We start from the raw sequence: 16,376 nt of genomic DNA, 5'->3' as shown, positions 1-16,376 counted from the left end.
GGCCGGCTGACTTGCTTGGTATGTCAGCCATACCTTCCCCGAATCCGGGCTTCAATCGTTCTGCATGAAAGCACCGGCATGAGACTGACCCCAGTTTCATGCCGGTGCGTTTTCATGGGCAGCCCGCTTTTTCCTTCCTCGTTTCTGTATGTTTTTCTTTTATTGGTATTAAAAGGTCTAGCTGCAGCTGTTCTAAATCCAAATCAGGCTGTTCTAAATGGCTGTAAAAATTCAAATGTTCTTCCAATAGTCCGCACATGTGCTCCTGGTCTTGTAAATCGCCTGCAAATTCATATCTTTCGTCTTTCATAACCCATTTAAGAAATGGGCCCCATTCATTAAAATTACCAAATTTAATCATATGGGCCGCGTATAAACCGCCGCAGAACCGCTTCTTTTCGAGTGGTTCTGGAACTTCCATATCATCAGGAATTGTCACCCATGCTTCATAACCATGAAATCCGGTTTCATCAACGGGATTAGGGTGATTAAAACCAAAATGTCTCAAATCCGGTTTTGCCTTTCTTAAAGAACTTTCTTTAATAAATTTTTCAATTAGGAAGTTTGCATGCAATTCAGGATCATCACCAATATAATGTGAAGCAGCTATTACTGCCGGAGGCAGATAGATAATTCGCACATCGTTGATCTTTGAAAGACGTTCGTCTGCTTTTTTTAATTTGTCCACGGTTTGTTCCTCCTTGAAATTAATGCTGATTAACTCTAGGGACTCAATTGTTGTTAATAGGGTATCATCTTGAGAGATAATATTTTTCAGCGGCAGTTCTGTGGCCTTGCTGAGTTCTTCAACTAAATGGTTCAGTATATTTCTTATGGTTGAAAGAGCTGTGATCTCTTCATCCAATTCATCAATATTTTGCTGAAAGATCTCAATAGCTCCAACCGCATTTGTATTGTTCAAGATAGTTTCAATTTGGCGGACAGGTATTCTCAGCTTCCGCAGAAGTAAAATTTGTTTAATCCGGGTAACTGTATTATCATCATATATCCGGTAGGAATATCCTTCCCGCCGGGAACTGCTGATTAATCCTGCCTTTTCGTAATAACGAAGCATTCTTGTTGATATTCCCAAACTTTGGGATACCTGGCTTATAGTCATTTCCTTCATGTTTTACCTCCATGCCGGAGCGTTTTGTGCGGTTCAAATTTGTGGCTCCGTCACAAATTTGGGTGTGAAACATAAGCCATCGGGATTAGGCTTCACTCTGCTTCTTATGTTTTTTAGTATAAACTACGACACGGTGTCAAAGTCAAGCAGAAAAGCCGCCCATTCCAGGCAAAAATGTCTGTAGAATGGCATTTTCTAAATGGTCAGAATAATTCAATATAAAAAAGAAGAATTCGATATAAAAAGGATTGACGTTTTTTAACAGAGACGTTACAATAACCAGGTAACCAGTGAAAAAGATCAGTATTCCGTTTGGAATCACAGGAAAGGAGGACAACACTATGAGACGCATGAATGGTTTGAACAATGAAAAAGGTAACAGGTGGAATCCGGGTTGTCCTGTCGGTGCCAGATAGATTTTAACCACAGGTATAAACAATAAACAGGTTTAAACGAATCTTTTCGTTTATCTCTTCCCGGTACTTCTGCCCGGTTATGACAACGGAGACAGGGTACTATTTTTGTACCCAAAATTGAGCAGAATAGTGAAAGAATGCCGTATATTTAACTGAAAACGGCAGATCAGAGGGTATATGAAAGAGATAAAAGGAGTCTATACATCAGCCGCGGTCTTTACGGACGACATCGAAGACTATGCGGCCGCGCAGATTAAGAATATCTGCGACAATCCCATTTTTAAAGACAGCAGAATTAGAATTATGCCGGATGTCCATCCGGGAAAATACTGTACCATCGGAACGGCTATGACCATAAAAGATAAGGTAATCCCCTATCTTGTGGGAGTGGATATCGGATGCGGAATGACCTGTGTCCATTTAAAGGCCCGGAATATGGAATTTCAGAAACTGGATTCCGTGATTGCAAAGCGGGTGCCTTCCGGCATGAAAATAAGGAGTGAAATCCATCGTTTTGCAGAAGAAGCGGAACTTGACCGGCTTCACTGCCGGAAGGCGGTGAGGAAGGAAAAAGCTCTGTTAAGCTTGGGGACCCTGGGCGGAGGCAATCATTTCATCGAATTGGACCGGGCAGAAGACGGTTCCTATTACCTGGTGATTCATTCTGGGAGCCGCCATTTGGGGGTGGAGGCCGCAGAGTATTATCAGAAGGCCGCCTTCGCGCAGTGCAGGGAGAATCAGATTGAAGTCCCATTTGCTCTGGCTTATGCGGAAGGAGAATTATTTGAGAATTATGTCCGCGATATGGAGATCATCCGGGAGTTTGCGGCTCTGAACCGCCGGTGCATTGCGGATGAGATCATGAAAGGAATGAAATGGAAGGAACTGGACCGGTTTGACACCGTGCATAATTATATTTCCTCAGAGGACGGGGAATACATGCTGAGAAAAGGGGCGGTTTCAGCGAAAAAGGGAGAGAAAATCCTGATACCGGTCAACATGAAGGAAGGGGCCCTCCTCTGTGTGGGCAAAGGCAGCCGGGAATGGAACCAGTCGGCCCCTCACGGTTCCGGCCGGATTGCCAGCCGCAGCGAAGCGCTGAACGCCCATACGGTATCCGAGTTTAAAAAGGAGATGAAGGGGATTTACTGTTCTTCCATCGGGAAAGAAACCCTGGATGAAGCTCCTTTTGCCTACCGGACAATGGAGGCGGTTCAAAGCCGGATCGGGGACACGGCGGATGTGGTTCAGATTATACGGCCGGTTTACAATTTCAAAGCTGGAAATGAATAGGGGGGAAATGCAATGATCATACAATTGAGTTCAGGCCAGGGCCCTGCGGAATGCGAGCTGGCGGTGAGTAAGCTGTTTCAGGCTTTGAAACGGGAATACCCGGGCTTAAAAGCCCTCAGCATGAAGGAAGGCAGCAGGCCGGACACCTATTCTTCCATCATCGCTGAAACAGACCAGGATTTGTCCTGGCTGGAGGGCAGCGTGCAGTGGATCTGCCGCAGCCCTTACCGGCCGGAGCATAAGAGAAAGAATTGGTTTGTGGACGTCAGTGTATTGCCCGAATTTGAATATACTCCCAAAGAGGCTAATATCCGCTTTGAACGGTTTCACTGCGGCGGAAAAGGCGGCCAGAATGTGAACAAAGTGGAAACCGGCGTCCGCCTGATCCACATTCCCACTGGAATTACGGTGACGGCCACAGAAGAGAGAAGCCAGTATATGAATAAGAAGCGGGCCATGGAAAAACTGGAACTGGAATTATATAAGCTGGATGAAAAAGCCAGGGAAGACCGGGAAAACAGCGCCTGGAAAGAGCATAACCGGCTGGTTCGGGGGCAGGCGGTCAGGGTGTATGAAGGGATGAAATTTACGCTGAAAAAGCGGTAAAAGACAGGCTGTGGCGGAGTGGGTGTGATATAATTGTCTTACAGAGCATGGATACAGGAGGTAAGGGTATGAAGAACGATGTATTTGCAGATCATTTGCCGGAAACAGGCTGTTGGAAGATGATTGGAAAAAAGCTGGCATATGTTCTGATGCTGTGCTGTCTTTTATTTGGAATCCAGGCGTGCACAACAGCGGAGACGAATGCAGCAAAACAACTGGAACTCGGATATCGGTATTTGGACGAAATGAAATATGAAGAGGCATTAATAGCGTTCAGTAAAGTGATTGAAATTGATGCAAAAACATGGGATGCATATTCCGGCTCAGCAGACGCTTATATAGGGCTGGGTGAGAATGAAAAAGCCGCAGAGATTTTAGAGGCAGCCCTCATTTTGCTGGAAAATGATGAAGTGAAAGAAAGTACGGACTATGATACCATCCGGTCCGGTTTCCTTTTGCGTATTACACAACTGTATCTGGCTATGGCTGATGAAGCCGTCGGACATGATCAGGAAAAAGCGCTTCAATATTACAGAAAACTGTTGGAAATCAATCCGGAAAGTGTGGAGGCAGAAAAGTCCGTTGAACGGCTGACTGCAAAACGATATCCGGATGATTATCTGGATTATGGAGAAAACCATGGCTATACTGAGGCGCAGTTTGAAGAATGCCGTTCGATACTCATGGCTCTGCATGATGCATTTATGGAATCAGGGATAGAAGGCGCTGAAACATACATTGCTGATTTGACACAACCCCCGGGACATACAACGGATGTTAGCTGCCTTATAGAGACTGATTTTTATCATGGCAGAAAAGCTTATTATGGTGAAACAGATGAACTCGGACGGCCGGAAGGATTTGGCGCGGCTTTGTGTGACGATGGATTTAATGCCCAATATTTTGTTGGTGAGTGGGAAAATGGGCAGAGGGTGTCAGGAACCTTATTTTCGTCCAGTACAACAGGGAAAATCGGATATTATAGAGGCGGATGGAAAAATGATCTGCCTAATGGACATGGAACTATGTATGATTTCTTTCTGGATCAATACTATGATGGAGAATTTACCGACGGATACTTTAATGGAGATTTTGAAATAACCTGGTACACGCATGAGCCGGTTACATATTCCATTCATTTTGATATGGGAGAAGGAGAACATCTGCAAGAGTATGAAAATGGAAGTTGGCAAATCGAAGGTAAAATCGAATTTAGCGACGGCGGATGGATTAATGGTATAAATCAGAATCCCGGCTCTTATTATACAGCTTGGGGATTTCCTGTGGATGAACCGCCAAAATCAGAGGTACAAGGAACTCCATAGATATGGTTTAGAAAAAAATACAGGCAGAAGGCGGTTGCCAGGCCGTATATTGCCCGGGTAACCGCCTTTTGCATTTTTATCTTTATATTCGAATACGCATATCACATCAAATTCCCATCATACTGTCAAATGCCAATTTAAACGTAGCCTTTTTCGATTCCTCCAAATGAAACAGCATCCGCTCCGAGGCCGCGGCCCAGTCCTTTTGCAGGCAGGCCGTGATGATCTCATTGTGTTCCCTAAACGTATCTTCCAGCCGGTTATTGGAGATATTCCCGGTCATAAAGCGGAATCGTTCGCTCTGGGTCTGAATCAAATCGTAATTCTGCCTCATATAGATGTTGGGACAGATATCGATGACCATCTGATGGAATGCGGAGTCCAGTTCATAATAATAGTCATTGTTCTGGAACTGTTCGCTTTCCGCATTGGGATGGGAAAAAATCCTGTAAAATTCCGCCAGCCTTTCATCGTTCAGCGCGGTTCCGTAGTGTTCGATGATATATGGTTCATACATGCACCTGATTTCGAAGATCATGTTGATATCTTTCATGGTGAGCGGCGTCACGGTGATTCCCCGTTTGGCTTTGATTTCAACCAGCCCCTCCTGTTCCAGACGGCCTAATGCGTCCCGGATGGGGGTGCGGCTGATATTCAGCTCATCAGTAAGGGCCTCTTCATTTAAGAAGGTGCCGGGGGCGTACTCACAGGTGATAATTTTATTTTTGATGCTGTTATATGCGAGTGTTTTTAAATTGACTTTGCTCATGTATACATAACAACCTTTCTTTATCTGCATTTCATTTATCTTACCATATTCATAAACAGGAATCAAGCGTCATCTGAAGGATACCCCATGGTCATGATTGTCATTAATAAACAAAAAAATGGATTTAAAATCAGTATTTTACACAAAAAATGAAAAAATAGCTAAAATACTATTGACTATAGCGTTGGATAAACTTATACTCTAATGTATACAACAAAGAATACAAGGTAACAGAGAAAGGCGGTCACTATGAAATCTGTTTATATTAACGCGCCGGGCGAAGTGGAGATTAAAGAGATCGATATGCCGGTGAGAAAAGAAGGGGAAGCACTTTTAAAGGTTCTGTACGGAGGAATTTGCGGAAGCGATTTGGGCTCTTATAAAGGAACGTTCGCATATTTTGACTATCCAAGAATTCCGGGCCACGAGTTTTCTGCGGAGATCGTTGAGATCGGTGAAAACAGCCAGGGATTAAAGCCAGGCATGGTTGTAACCTGTAATCCTTATTTTAACTGCGGACACTGCTATTCCTGCAGCCACGGCATTGTGAACGCATGTATGGACAATCAGACCATGGGATGCCAGAGGGACGGAGCTTTCTGCGAATATATCACCATGCCGGTTGAGCGGATCTATGACGGCAAAGGTCTGGACGCGAAGGTGCTGGCAGCCATCGAACCTTTCTGCATCAGCTACCACGGTGTGAGCAGAGCCGATGTAAAAGAAGGCGATAAAGTGCTGGTCGTTGGCGCCGGAACCATTGGGGTTTTGGCTGCAATCGCGGCAAAGGCCAAAGGCGCTGAAGTTTACATGTCCGATGTTGCCCAGGGCAAACTGGATATGGCTATGGAGTTTGGCATTGACGGCATCATCCTGAATTCATCACCGGAAGAATTTGACGCAAAAGTTGCTGAAATAACCGGAGGAAATGGTTTCGACGTTACCATTGAAGCGGTAGGTCTGCCTTCCACCTTCCAGAACTGTATCGACGCGGCCTGTTTCGGCGGAAGAATGGTGCTGATCGGCGTGGGCAAGAAAAACCTGGACTTCAATTTCACACTGATTCAGAAAAAAGAACTGAATGTATACGGTTCCAGAAATGCTTTAAAGAAAGATTTTATCGAACTGATCGACCTTGTAAAAGCAGGAAAAGCGCCTCTCGATAAAATTATTACCAATACATATAAATTTGCAGATGTTGCGGATGCATTTAAGGATTTTGCAAATAATCCTGGAAATATGCTGAAAGTCTGCATAGATTTCAGCGAAATTTAAAAACTTAAATGTAACAGTTCAGACGGCGGAAAAATTGACAAAAAAAGCAATGTCAAGCTTGCTTGTAAGCTGCTTTCTTTATTTCATAGGAAAGTGCGTCCTATGAAATAAAAAAGCCCTCCGGGCAGGATCGCACTGCGTATCGCATATAATGCGGCGGTAGGGAATTATGTCGCTGAAGCGACCCGCCGCAGGCGGAGAATCCCGCAAGCGGGATTCTTTCTTGTCAATTTTTACATCGGATGGACATCCGATGCTTCTTGACCGGTTTTTCCGGTCAAGAAGATAAGCCGTCTGAACTGTTACACTTAAATTATATGAAATGCCATAACAAGGCGGAATGGAGAAAATGATGAAAGAAACAGTAATTCAGTTTGGTGAAGGCGGATTTTTACGTGGATTTGTAGACTACTTCTTTATGAAATTAAAAGAAAAAGAATTATTTGACGGTTCTGTAGTGATCGTACAGCCGATTGAAAAAGGCATGTGCGAGATGTTAGAGAAGCAGAACTGTGAATACAACCTGTTTTTAAGAGGAATTGACAACGGGGAAGTCATTGACGAGCACACACACATCGATGTCATTTCCAGATGTGTGAACCCATACAGCGATTTCGAAAGCTACATGAAACTGGCTGAGAACCCTGATTTCCGCTTTATCGTTTCCAATACTACAGAAGCCGGCATCGAATTTGTTCCTTCTAATAAATTCGAGGACGCTCCAGCAAAATCCTTCCCTGGAAAATTAACACAGTTATTATATAAGAGATTTCAATTGGGATTAAAAGGCTTTATCGTGCTTTCCTGCGAATTGATCGACCACAACGGCGAAGAGCTGGAAAAATGCTGTTTACAGTATGCCGATTTATGGAATTTAGGCGAAGACTTCAAAACATGGCTGAAATCTGAAAATGATTTCTGCTCCACACTGGTTGACCGTATCGTTACCGGTTTCCCAAGAGACGAACATGCTGCTCTCTGCGAAAGAATCGGTGAACAGGACAATATGATGGATACCGCTGAAATCTTCCATCTCTGGGTAATCCAGGGAGATCACGAAGACGAACTTCCTCTTCAGAAAGCCGGCTTCAATGTAATCTGGACCGACAATGTGGATCCGTACAAGAAGAGAAAAGTGAGAATCTTAAACGGCGCTCATACCTCTATGGTTTTAGGCGCTCACCTGTACGGCCTGGAAACAGTGGGCGAATGCCTGAAGGACGAAAAAGTTTCCGCTCTTCTTAAAAAATGCATTTTTGAAGAAATCATCCCGACCATCGGCGATACGGAAGACAACCGCAAATTCGGCGCTGCAGTGTTAGAGCGTTTCTCTAACCCATTTATTAAGCACCTGCTGCTTTCCATCGCTTTAAACTCCGTATCCAAGTTCAAAGCCAGAGTTCTTCCCACAATTCTGGAATACAAAGAGCAGTACGGAACCTATCCACAGGCTCTCACCTTCTCATTGGCAGCCCTGATCGCGTTCTACAGAACCGATGCGGCAAATGACGGAGAGGACATCATGGCATTTATGAAGACCGCTTCCGTTGCCGACATTCTGGCGAAAGAAGAGTACTGGGGAGAAGATTTAAGCGATATGCTTCCTGATGTGCAGAAATGGTATGACTGCATCGAAACAGAAGGTATGTCTAAAGCATACGATGCAATTTTAGCAGTATAATAGTGAAGATCATAGGGAAAGGCCGCAATGCGGCCTTTTCGGTTATAAATATGCGGATTAGTGGATAATGGATTTTAGAGTATAGCTATATAATTAAGGAACAATAACAATCAATAGACCGCTCATATATATTACGCCACATATGGCGTCATTTATATGACAGTCCCCGGAAATCCGGAGAAATGAGGAAAATATGCAGGATTTTATTAAAATCAACACAGAAGACAAGGTAGCAGTGGCCTTAAAACCATTGGAAAAAGGCAGATGCGTAAATGTAGACGGACAGGACATCACCCTCTTAGAGGACATTCCCCAGGGGCATAAATTCGCTCTCTGCAACATAAAAACAGGAGAACCGGTCATTAAATACGGCGCGTGTATCGGCAATGCGAAGGAGGATATTCCGGCAGGCGGCTGGATTCATGTGCATAATATCAAAACATCTCTGGGAGATGTGCTGGATTATGAGTATAAACCGGTTGAATTCAGGCCGTTAAGTGGAAAACCGGCCACATTTAAGGGATACAAAAGGCCGGATGGAACGGTGGGAGTGCGCAACGAACTGTGGATTCTTCCCACAGTGGGCTGTGTGAATTCCGTTGCCAAAGCCATTGAACAGGAAGCGAAGAAGAGATTTCCGATAGGAAATGTGGAAGATATCGTGGCATTTGCCCATCCATACGGCTGCTCCCAGATGGGAGACGACCAGGAAAATACCAGAAAGGTATTTGCAGACATCATCCATCATCCCAATGCAGGGGGAGTGCTGGTCCTTGGCCTGGGATGCGAAAACTGCAATATTCCGGTTCTTATGGACTATATCGGAGAATATGATGAAAGCCGTGTGAAATTCCTTCAGTGCCAGGAATTTGAAGATGAGGTGGAAGAGGCCTTAAAGCTGCTGGAAGAGCTCTATGACCAGGCGGATCAGTGCCGGAGAGAGGACTGCGACGCGTCCGAACTGATCATCGGCATGAAATGCGGCGGTTCCGACGGCCTGTCCGGGATTACGGCGAATCCGGTGGTGGGCGCATTTTCCGACCTTTTAATCTCCAAAGGCGGCACCACCATCCTGACCGAAGTTCCGGAGATGTTCGGCGCTGAGACGATCTTAATGAACCGCTGCAAAAATCAGGAGATTTTTGAAAAAACCGTCCATCTGATCAATGACTTTAAAAATTATTTTACCAGCCATAACCAGACCATCTATGAAAACCCCTCACCGGGAAATAAAAAGGGCGGTATCTCCACGCTGGAAGATAAATCCCTGGGATGTACCCAGAAGTCCGGTTCTGCTCCTGTGGTGGGCGTGCTGGAATACGCGCAGCGGGTAGAAGAAAAAGGCTTAAACCTGCTTTACGCTCCCGGAAATGACCTGGTAGCGGCCACCGGCCTGGCGGTTTCAGGCGCCCAGATCGTGCTGTTCACCACTGGAAGGGGAACGCCGTTCGCCTCTCTGGTTCCGACGGTAAAAATATCTTCCAATTCCAAACTGTCAAAATTCAAAGCGGACTGGATTGATTTCAATGCGGGAGAAATGGTGGAGACCAAGACGAAAGAGGAAATGGCGCAGGAATTGTTCGACTATGTGATTAAGGTTGCTTCCGGCGAAAAGGTGAAGTCAGAGGTGGCGGGGTATCATGATATCGCGATCTTTAAGCAAGGGGTGACTTTATAGATTTAGGCTGCAATGGTTTTTATTGGCGGGGGTGACGCCGGGAATCCAGGGAATGCGGGGCGGGCGGCAGGCCTTGCTGGGGCGTTGGCTTCTCACCGGATGTGGTTTCAGGCCCGCAGAAGGCCGGGGCGCTGTTCCCGGTTTTGGCTCATGGTTCTGGGCCGGGGCAGCTCTAGAGTGTGTTTGAAAATTGCTTTCCGCCAGATGTGCGTCACAGTTTGTGGGAGATTTGTCCCGAATGAAGGGCGCATAGCGGGCTATGTAACCTGAATTCGGGGCAAATATACCATAAAGTGGGATGCGCAGGTGGCGGAAATGAATTTTCAAACACACTCTAAGGCTGGACGGAAGGGAAATGAAGGGTACCGAGCGCATTCATCGAGAATTTCTGAAGAAATTCTCGATTCAGGCACTCTAAATCGCTGACTTTGAAGGTCAGCGATTCCCCCTCCATTTCCCTTCCGTCCAGCCTAAGAGCTGCCGACGGCCAGAACAAATCGCCAAAACCGGGAACAGCGCCCCGGCCTTCTGCGGGCCTGAAACCGCATCCGGTGAGAAGCCAACGCCCCAGCAAGGCCTGCCGCCCGCCCCGCATTCCCTGGATTCCCGGCTGTGTATGGGAGGGCCAAGGAAACAAGTGGCTATTGCCGGTATAATGTGCTTGGACGGTAGATTCGGTTCAGATGTTATATGGTGGCTGTATGATGGTGAATCGTCGGTGGCATGGCAGTGAATCGTCGGTGGCATGATGGTGAATCGTCGGTGGCATGGCAGTGAATCGTCGGCTGCATGGTGGTGAATCGTCGATGGTATGGCAGTGATCCGCTGGTGGTATGGCCGTAATCCATCGGTGGTATGGCCGTAATCCATCGGTGGTATGGCCGTAATCCATCGGTGGTATGGCCGTAATCTATCGATGATATGGCAGTAATCCATCGATGGTATGGCAGTAATCCATTGGTGGTATGGCAGTAATCTATCGATGGTATGGAAGTAATCCATCGATGGTATGGAAGTAATCCATCGATGGTATGGCGGATATCCGCAGTTTATGGTTCTATAGGCGTGAAATTAGTTCGTTTCAGGCCTTTTTTCTTCGGGTTTGAATAGAACATAGCGGCTGGATTCTGCGTCGAATAGTGTAAAGCCACAGGATAACAGCGCCCCTTCAGATGCCTTATTTTCCTTGTCTATATCAGCGGTGATACGCTGGGCATCGGGGAAAGAGAATATTTTGTTTGTGAGTAATGTGATCATTTCTTTACCCAGGCCTTTTCCCAGACAGGCTTCTTCTCCTATGAGGTAGTCGATTCCGTAGGAACCGGCTATTGGCAGGGAGCCAAAATCTTCTTCTCCGCTGTCTTCGCATTTATAGTATTGGCAATATCCTATCGGGCGCCCATGGTGAAGCACGATGAGATGCGTCAGCCAATTGAATTCTCCGCCGCGCTCTTTCAGTTCATAGATCCAATCATTGATGGAAACGTCAAGATGAGGGATTTCGTACCACTTTTTCACATGTTCCTTATTCAGCCACATCTCAGCTAATGGTATATCGTCATCATTTAATAATCTCAGTTCTAACATCAGCCTTTCCTCCCGTCTTCTTCGCGCACGGTATCCAAATAGGAGTACAGTGTAAATTTGGATATCTCCAGCGCTTTGCATATCTTTTCGCCTGCTTTGGTGATTAAAAATGCCCCTTTTTCATCTAAATAACGGATAAAATCCAGTTTATCCTGTTTGCTCATCATATTCGGCATCTTGCCTGCCGTCAACTGGGCCTGCTGGATCATGTGGTCCAGAAGTTCCCCTACATTGTTGGCGAAAACCTCTTTGTCGTCCACCAGTTCGTAGCGGTTGTATCTGTGAAGATATTCTTCAAACCGGACGGTATCGGTAATGTCGGTGTTGATGCAGATGGAGCCCACCACCTTTCCTTTGTCATCTTTGATATAAAGGGAAGAGGTGCGCAGGATTTTGCCTTCTTTGGTGTGGGTGACATAGTTGTAGCGGTCCCCGTCTTTTACGGTGCCTCTCAGCACCTCCAATCCCATATTACTGCCGCAGTCGCCGATTTTCCGGTTGGTGATGTGGCCGTTTCGTATATCTACAATTGTATGGTCATAATCGCCTGTCAGATCGTGCAGGACAATTTCCGTGGTATCAGGCATGTGGTTGGACAGCATATTCAAAAGCTGAGTCAGAAACGTCTTTTCCTCAGAAATGTGATTCATAATAACCCTCCGTTTTCTATTCCATATTCACAAGAGTGTGTCTGAAAAATATGAATTTTAAGATTTATTCTAGTATATAACAAAAAGTTTTATAATTCAATATTTTTATAAAAACAAATAATTTGAAAAGTGATTAAAAATATAAAAAAAAGTATTGTAATTTAACAGGGAATATGTTAGTTTTAAATTACACCGGAGAAAAAATAGCTATTTGTTTCTTGGAAACCAAACGATATAGAGTAACCGTTTCGAAGCTTCCTTACAGTTTTTTTCGGTCAGGAAGAGGAACTGTCCGAACGGTTGCAGCATGGAAAAAATAAGGAGGGGAACATGAAAGTAAAGGGGTTGCAGTGTGTTGTCTGCGGCCGTCTGCATACAGGCGGCATTTATCCGCCGGACCTGTATGAGTGTGCGGAATGCGGCGGGCTTCTGCAGGCAGTGTATGAGGATACCGGGAAGACGGTGGGGGATATCCGGGAATTGACGGATCCGTCGCTGCCCGGAATTTGGAAGTATAAGAAGATGCTTCCGTTGGAACATGGGGAGAATATTGTATCCCTTGGAGAGGGGAATACCGCCCTGGTTCAGGCAAAACGAATTTATGAGGGCCTGGGAATGAAGAATCTGTTCATTAAAAATGAGTTTTCCAATCCCACGGCATCCTTTAAAGACCGTCCCACCGCCGTCGGCATATCCGTGGCAAAAGAGAGGGGCGCCGATGTTGTGGCAGTGGCCTCTTCCGGAAATGCGGGAGTTTCCGTGGCCGCCTATGCGGCCAAAGCAGGAATGCGGTGTCTGGCCTGCGTTCCAAAGAAAACCTCACCGGGGAAGGTGAAGCAATTGATGGCATATGGGGCATCGGTTACATTTGCCCGGGGAGGATACAGCGAATGTTTTGGAATTGTGAGGGAAGCCTGCAAGAAATATGGCTACGCCAATCTGACGTCCACCTACGTGAATCCCTATACAGTGGAGGGCGACAAGACGGTGGCATACGAAATTTATGAACAGACAGGCAAAATGGTGCCGGACTGGATAACCGTGCCCATCGGAACCGGGCCCCTGCTTTCAGGGGTATACCGAGGATTTCAAGAGCTGAAACAAATGGGCCTGGTATCAAAGCTGCCCCGTATGCTGGGCGTCCAGGCGGAAAATTGTTCCCCGATTGTCCGGGGATACATAAGGCCTGACGGAAAGGTAGAGGCATGGGACGGCGTATTGGATACCATGGCAGGAGGGATCGCAGATCAGCTTGTGGGATATGAGGGGGACGGAGAATACACCATCCGTCTGGTCAGGGAATCCGGCGGCTGCATGACGTCCCTGACTGAAGAGGAGATCCGGGAAGTATGGCAGGAACTCAGCAGAAAAGAAGGAGTGTTTGCAGAACCTACAGGAGCGGCAGCCGTGGGGGCGGTGAAGAAAATGAGACTGCAGGGGGTGATCGGGCCTTCCGATCTGATAGTTGCATTGGTTACAGGCCATGGATTGAAAGCAGCACATTACATTGAGGCGGATACCAGTCAGATTCCGGTTATATCAAGGCCGGAAGAATTGATCTGACGGAAATGGAGAAAAGGTATGGAAAAAAACGAAAAGAAAAAACTGGAATTTTGGATCGGGCCTGTGGGGAGCCTGGTTCCGTTTGGTGTATTTTTGATCGGCACTATTTATATCTGCGTTAAAGGAGCGCCTACGGAAACAGGCATGGCACTGTTTGCACTGATCGGCCTCCTGGCCGGAGTATTTTTTGCAAAAGACCGCTGGGAATACAGCGAAGAAATATTTGTTGGCATGGCTGATCCCATTGCGGTAGTCCCGGTTCTGTGCTGGCTGATCGCCGGATTTTTTGGAGCGGTGCTAAAATCTTCCGGATTGGTGGGCGGGCTTGTTTGGGCGGCTTCTAAGGTAGATTTATCGGGAGGGGCGTTCTGCATCGTTGCATTTATTGTCTGCGCCATTTACGCATCGGCTACGGGAACCAGCATGGGAACCATCATTCCGTGCATGGCTGTCATCTATCCGGCCGGCGTTATCATTGGGGCAAACCCTGCGGTGTTAGCCGGAGCTATTGTATCCGGCGGCTGTTTTGGGGACAACGTGGCTCCGATTTCCGACACTACGATCACATCAGCGAAGATCAACAATGCCGCCATTGGCGATGTGGTGCGGTCACGCATCAAATATGCGGTGGTTACAGCCCTGATTTCCTGCGTCCTGTTCCTGATATTCGGCGGAGGCCAGATACAGTCGCCGGAAGAGAGCGCGAAAATCATGTCCGAATTCGCATCTCCTGAAACCCTGCCCATGATCCTTCCGGCAATTTTAGTGATTTTCCTGGCAATGAGAGGCCGCCATCTGCTGGAATCCATTGCCTGGGGCAGTTTGTTCGCGGTGGCGGAAGCATTGATATTGGGCCTTTTAAAGGTGAGCGATCTCATTTATGTGGCGGACGGCGCACCTCAGGGAATCTTGGTAAATGGAGTCAGCGGCATGTTCGGCCTCTGCATATTGGCAGTATTGCTGGCGCCCATGGCCCATCTGTTTGACTGTTCCGGCCTGCTGGCCGTACTGAGGGAAAAGCTGATCGAACGGCTGATCACCACCAGAAAAAAGGCGGAAGTTTCGGTGCTGTTTATTATGGGTATTTTTGATGCCATGATTAATTTCAGCACAGTGGCCATGCTGGCCGCAGGCCCGTCCCTGATAAAGGAAATTGGAAAAAAATTCGATATCAGCGGTGTCCGTCTGGCAAATCTGATGGACTGCAGCGCCTGTACAGTGTCCTACCTTCTCCCATATATGGTGCCGCTTGTGGCCGTGATGACCGTATCAGGGGAGGTTGCGGCTCAGTACCCGGGACTGGTTCCGCAGGTGACTGCCAACCAGGCCATGTTCACTTCCTTCTATCCCCTGGTAATGGTTGGAACCGTATTATTTGCCGCCCTGACAGGATGGGGAAGCAATGATGGAAAAAATAAGAAAAGTTGAGGAATGAAATTATGGATTACATCAAAGAAATACCAAAAGATGCAAGTCAGCATGTGACAGCAGGGCCCTACTCCCCGGTATTGGAGATCACATGCAGCAAACTGGTTGTGATCTCAGGCCAGACTTCCACACGCATGGATGGCATTGTGGAAGGGGAGACGCTGGAAGAACAGGCAGTCCTTGTTCTGGATAACTGCCAAAAACAGCTTCAGACAGCAGGATGTACCTTTGACAATGTATTTAAGGTAAATGTATACATGAAGGATTTAAACGACTGGGATGCATTCAACAAAATTTACAGAGAACTGTTCCCCGAACCCAAGCCAGTGCGCACTGCGGTTCAGGCCGGGCTGCTGCCGGGAATACTGGTGGAAGTGGAGATGTGGGCCGCTAAATAAATATGGAGAAAATATTTATTTAGTTGATTCGTAAAAGTAACGCCATGAATCCTGGGAATGGGGACGGGCGGGGGCGGAGGCCTGCTTGGAGGTGTGACGCCGGGCGGAGCGGAATCCGTTGGCGATGAAAACCGGCTTCCAACCGTAAGTGAAACTAATTACCGTTCAGTGGGCATCTCAGAAACTGATTTGGTTTTCAGTTTCTGCCCGTCTTTTTCCATCCCTGGAGCCTAAGTTTCACTAACGGTTTCCAGACGGCTTTCATCGCCAACGGATTCCGCTCCGCCCGGCGTCACACCTCCAAGCAGGCCTCCGCCCCCGCCCGTCCCCATTCCCAGGATTCATGGCTGTGTACTGGGCTGATAAAGGATAAATAAAGATTTGGGGAAGGGAAGTAGAAAAGGCAGGAAAGCGTTTGATTGAGATATTGTTTGGTATTTCGTGTAGATTATGCACATAGACATTTCAAGTAACTGACGTGGGGATTAACAGTAAAAGGTCAAGGCATTTTTGAAAATGCCTTCAGGGTTGATGTTAAATGGTGTGGGGATTTACATTAAAGGGTGAAGCCATTTTCG

At 46.7% G+C, this 16,376-nt stretch carries 15 protein-coding genes and 2 pseudogenes; 11 read left to right on the top strand and 6 right to left on the bottom strand.

Features of this window, described 5'->3' with window-relative positions; translation table 11 throughout:
• Positions 1-112: 112 nt before the first annotated feature.
• Positions 113-1,129, bottom strand: a complete 1,017-nt coding sequence (locus GPL15_RS23575) for an effector binding domain-containing protein (protein ID WP_215701130.1) — start codon at positions 1,127-1,129, stop codon at positions 113-115.
• A gap of 593 nt (positions 1,130-1,722) precedes the next feature.
• Here GPL15_RS23575 and GPL15_RS23570 point away from each other — a divergent pair.
• The 3 genes from GPL15_RS23570 (at position 1,723) to GPL15_RS23560 (ending at position 4,769) form a co-directional block, all read left to right on the top strand.
• The gene (locus GPL15_RS23570) at positions 1,723-2,838 is read left to right on the top strand and encodes an RtcB family protein (protein ID WP_215701129.1); all 1,116 of its coding nucleotides are present in this window, start codon (positions 1,723-1,725) and stop codon (positions 2,836-2,838) included.
• Between the two features lie 12 nt (positions 2,839-2,850).
• Complete coding sequence (gene prfH / locus GPL15_RS23565) at positions 2,851-3,444, top strand: peptide chain release factor H (RefSeq protein ID WP_215701128.1); 594 nt, start codon at positions 2,851-2,853, stop codon at positions 3,442-3,444.
• 68 nt (positions 3,445-3,512) lie between these two features.
• Positions 3,513-4,769 (top strand): hypothetical protein, encoded by a 1,257-nt coding sequence (locus GPL15_RS23560; RefSeq protein WP_215701127.1) that lies wholly within the window; start codon positions 3,513-3,515, stop codon positions 4,767-4,769.
• A gap of 106 nt (positions 4,770-4,875) precedes the next feature.
• Here GPL15_RS23560 and GPL15_RS23555 read toward each other — a convergent pair whose 3' ends face one another.
• Positions 4,876-5,568, bottom strand: a complete 693-nt coding sequence (locus tag GPL15_RS23555) for a GntR family transcriptional regulator (RefSeq protein ID WP_252198592.1) — start codon at positions 5,566-5,568, stop codon at positions 4,876-4,878.
• Between the two features lie 219 nt (positions 5,569-5,787).
• Between GPL15_RS23555 and GPL15_RS23550 the strand changes: the two genes are divergently transcribed.
• The 3 genes from GPL15_RS23550 (at position 5,788) to GPL15_RS23540 (ending at position 10,172) form a co-directional block, all read left to right on the top strand.
• Positions 5,788-6,813: a zinc-binding alcohol dehydrogenase family protein gene (locus GPL15_RS23550; RefSeq protein ID WP_215701126.1), complete on the top strand. Its 1,026-nt coding sequence runs from the start codon at positions 5,788-5,790 to the stop codon at positions 6,811-6,813.
• A 352-nt stretch (positions 6,814-7,165) separates the two neighbouring features.
• Positions 7,166-8,494 carry a tagaturonate reductase gene (locus tag GPL15_RS23545; protein ID WP_346345032.1) on the top strand — a complete coding sequence of 443 codons (1,329 nt, stop codon included), beginning with the start codon at positions 7,166-7,168 and terminating at the stop codon, positions 8,492-8,494.
• A 193-nt stretch (positions 8,495-8,687) separates the two neighbouring features.
• Positions 8,688-10,172: an altronate dehydratase family protein gene (locus GPL15_RS23540; RefSeq protein ID WP_215701124.1), complete on the top strand. Its 1,485-nt coding sequence runs from the start codon at positions 8,688-8,690 to the stop codon at positions 10,170-10,172.
• Here the strand turns inward: GPL15_RS23540 and GPL15_RS28225 are convergent.
• Positions 10,167-10,439: pseudogene (locus GPL15_RS28225) on the bottom strand (DUF6783 domain-containing protein); the annotation flags it as partial. The gene GPL15_RS23540 and the pseudogene GPL15_RS28225 sit on opposite strands and share 6 nt — an antisense overlap.
• Between GPL15_RS28225 and GPL15_RS28220 the strand changes: the two are divergent.
• Positions 10,323-10,598, top strand: a pseudogene (locus GPL15_RS28220) (DUF6783 domain-containing protein). The pseudogenes GPL15_RS28225 and GPL15_RS28220 sit on opposite strands and share 117 nt — an antisense overlap.
• Here GPL15_RS28220 and GPL15_RS23535 read toward each other — a convergent pair.
• The 3 genes from GPL15_RS23535 to GPL15_RS23525 all read right to left on the bottom strand — a co-directional run bounded on the left by GPL15_RS23535 (position 10,507) and on the right by GPL15_RS23525 (position 12,409).
• Entirely contained in the window at positions 10,507-10,746 is a 240-nt protein-coding gene (locus tag GPL15_RS23535; RefSeq protein WP_215701123.1) for a hypothetical protein, read from the bottom strand. The pseudogene GPL15_RS28220 and the gene GPL15_RS23535 overlap by 92 nt on opposite strands.
• A gap of 497 nt (positions 10,747-11,243) precedes the next feature.
• On the bottom strand, positions 11,244-11,759 hold the full coding sequence (locus GPL15_RS23530; RefSeq protein ID WP_215701122.1) for a GNAT family N-acetyltransferase: 516 nt from the start codon (positions 11,757-11,759) through the stop codon (positions 11,244-11,246).
• Positions 11,759-12,409, bottom strand: a complete 651-nt coding sequence (locus GPL15_RS23525) for a helix-turn-helix transcriptional regulator (RefSeq protein ID WP_215701121.1) — start codon at positions 12,407-12,409, stop codon at positions 11,759-11,761. The genes GPL15_RS23530 and GPL15_RS23525 overlap by 1 nt, the downstream gene beginning before the upstream one ends.
• A 330-nt stretch (positions 12,410-12,739) precedes the next feature.
• On the opposite strand from GPL15_RS23525, the gene thrC reads away from it, so the two are divergent.
• Genes thrC through GPL15_RS23505 form a run of 4 tightly spaced genes read left to right on the top strand, consistent with a single transcriptional unit; the run spans position 12,740 to position 16,032 of the window.
• Positions 12,740-13,972, top strand: a complete 1,233-nt coding sequence (gene thrC / locus GPL15_RS23520; RefSeq protein WP_215701120.1) for a threonine synthase — start codon at positions 12,740-12,742, stop codon at positions 13,970-13,972.
• Positions 13,973-13,990: 18 nt separating this feature from the next.
• Positions 13,991-15,400 carry a Na+/H+ antiporter NhaC family protein gene (locus GPL15_RS23515; RefSeq protein ID WP_215701119.1) on the top strand — a complete coding sequence of 470 codons (1,410 nt, stop codon included), beginning with the start codon at positions 13,991-13,993 and terminating at the stop codon, positions 15,398-15,400.
• Between the two features lie 11 nt (positions 15,401-15,411).
• Positions 15,412-15,798 (top strand): RidA family protein, encoded by a 387-nt coding sequence (locus tag GPL15_RS23510; protein WP_215701118.1) that lies wholly within the window; start codon positions 15,412-15,414, stop codon positions 15,796-15,798.
• 57 nt (positions 15,799-15,855) lie between these two features.
• Positions 15,856-16,032, top strand: coding sequence for a hypothetical protein (locus tag GPL15_RS23505; RefSeq protein WP_215701117.1), 177 nt, complete (start codon positions 15,856-15,858; stop codon positions 16,030-16,032).
• The last annotated feature ends 344 nt before the right edge of the window (positions 16,033-16,376 follow it).

It is taken from the genome of Clostridium sp. MCC353 (assembly GCF_018785315.1).
In the GTDB taxonomy this organism is placed as follows: Bacteria; Bacillota; Clostridia; order Lachnospirales; family Lachnospiraceae; genus CHH4-2.
This window is presented reverse-complemented; position numbering and strand designations above follow the sequence as displayed.